The sequence below is a fragment of the Kitasatospora sp. NPDC007106 genome (assembly GCF_040634455.1).
Taxonomy (GTDB): Bacteria; Actinomycetota; Actinomycetes; order Streptomycetales; family Streptomycetaceae; genus Kitasatospora; species Kitasatospora arboriphila.
This window is the reverse complement of record NZ_JBEYFP010001374.1, coordinates 1-1,164: the sequence shown is the minus strand read 5'-3', so window position 1 is coordinate 1,164 and position 1,164 is coordinate 1. Positions and strand designations below refer to the sequence as shown.

The following is a 1,164-nucleotide window of genomic DNA, read 5'->3' as shown; positions in this document are numbered from 1 at the left end:
CGTACTCCTGGCGCCGCGGGGCCTGGGGGGTCCGCGCCCTTCATTGGCGCTAGCTGTCCGGCCGGGGCGGCGAGCGTCAGGTCGGGGCGCTCGCCGAGCCGTTCGGCGACGGTGTCCAGCAGCCGGCCGCGGCCGGCGGGGCTGAGCGCGTCGAAGCCGGCCCGCAGCGCGGGCAGCCGGTCCAGGAAGCCGCGGTCGGGCAGCGCGTCGATCCGCTCCAGCAGCGGGCCGAGCGCGTCCGGCGCGTACTGGAGCAGCGGCCCGCCGGCCGTCAGCAGGCCGGTGAGCAGTCGGGCCAGCCGGCGGCGGCCCTCGGGGTCGGCGGCGGCGTCGACCCAGCCGGCGGCGCGGGCGCCGAGGCGGTCCGCGGTGTCCAGGTCGAGCAGCACCCGCGCGGCGAGCGCGGCGCCCTGGACGAGCGGGGAGCCGGTGCGGGCGAGCTCGGCGAGGGCGTCGTCCATCCGCAGGCCGAGCCGGTGGTCGCCGGCCCGGGTGGCGAGGGCCACCAGGGCGGTGGCGTCCGCCGGGTCCTCGCTGCCGGCCAGTCCGGGCAGGCCGCGGACGGCCGCGTCCAGCAGGACGGTGGCGAGTTCGGCGGCCCGCTCCCGGCTCCGCTCGGTGGTGCCGGGCAGGTGGGCGAGCCGCAGCGCCTCCAACAGGTCCAGCGCGTCGAGGAGTTCCGGCAGGGTCGCCGAGGCGGGCAGCAACTGCTCTGCCTCGGCGAGCCGTTCGGCGACCAGCGCGGGCAGGTCGCAGCGGGCCGCGGCGCGCAGCCCGTCCAGCAGCTGGGTGCAGGTCGGTCCGCCGTCCGCGGACTGCCAGCGGGCGGTCTCCCGCAGGGTGCCGGCGGCGGCGAGTTCGGCGGTGACGCCGCGGACGCCGGCCAGGTCGAGCCGGGCGGCCGCGGACGGGGTCCAGGCGATCCGCCAGCGGGTGCTGAGCGCGGCGCCGTCGCCGGTGCCGGAGACCTCGATCTGCTTGCCGTAGCCGATCCCGCAGACCGCGAGGCGCTGCAGCAGCACCTCGCGGCGCCCGTCCAGCGGGGAGCGCAGCGGGTCGAGGCGCAGCTCGCGGGAGTCCGGGTCCTCCGGGTCGGGCAGGCGCAGGGCGGCGAGCTCGGCCTCGACGGACGGGCCGAGGCCGGAGCGCGGGGTGCCCTGAGTG

At 79.8% G+C, this 1,164-nt stretch carries 1 protein-coding gene; it reads right to left on the bottom strand.

The window, feature by feature from the left end:
• On the bottom strand, positions 1 to 1,164 hold a 1,164-nt coding region (locus tag ABZ641_RS38600), incomplete at both ends, for a DUF5682 family protein (RefSeq protein WP_359989355.1).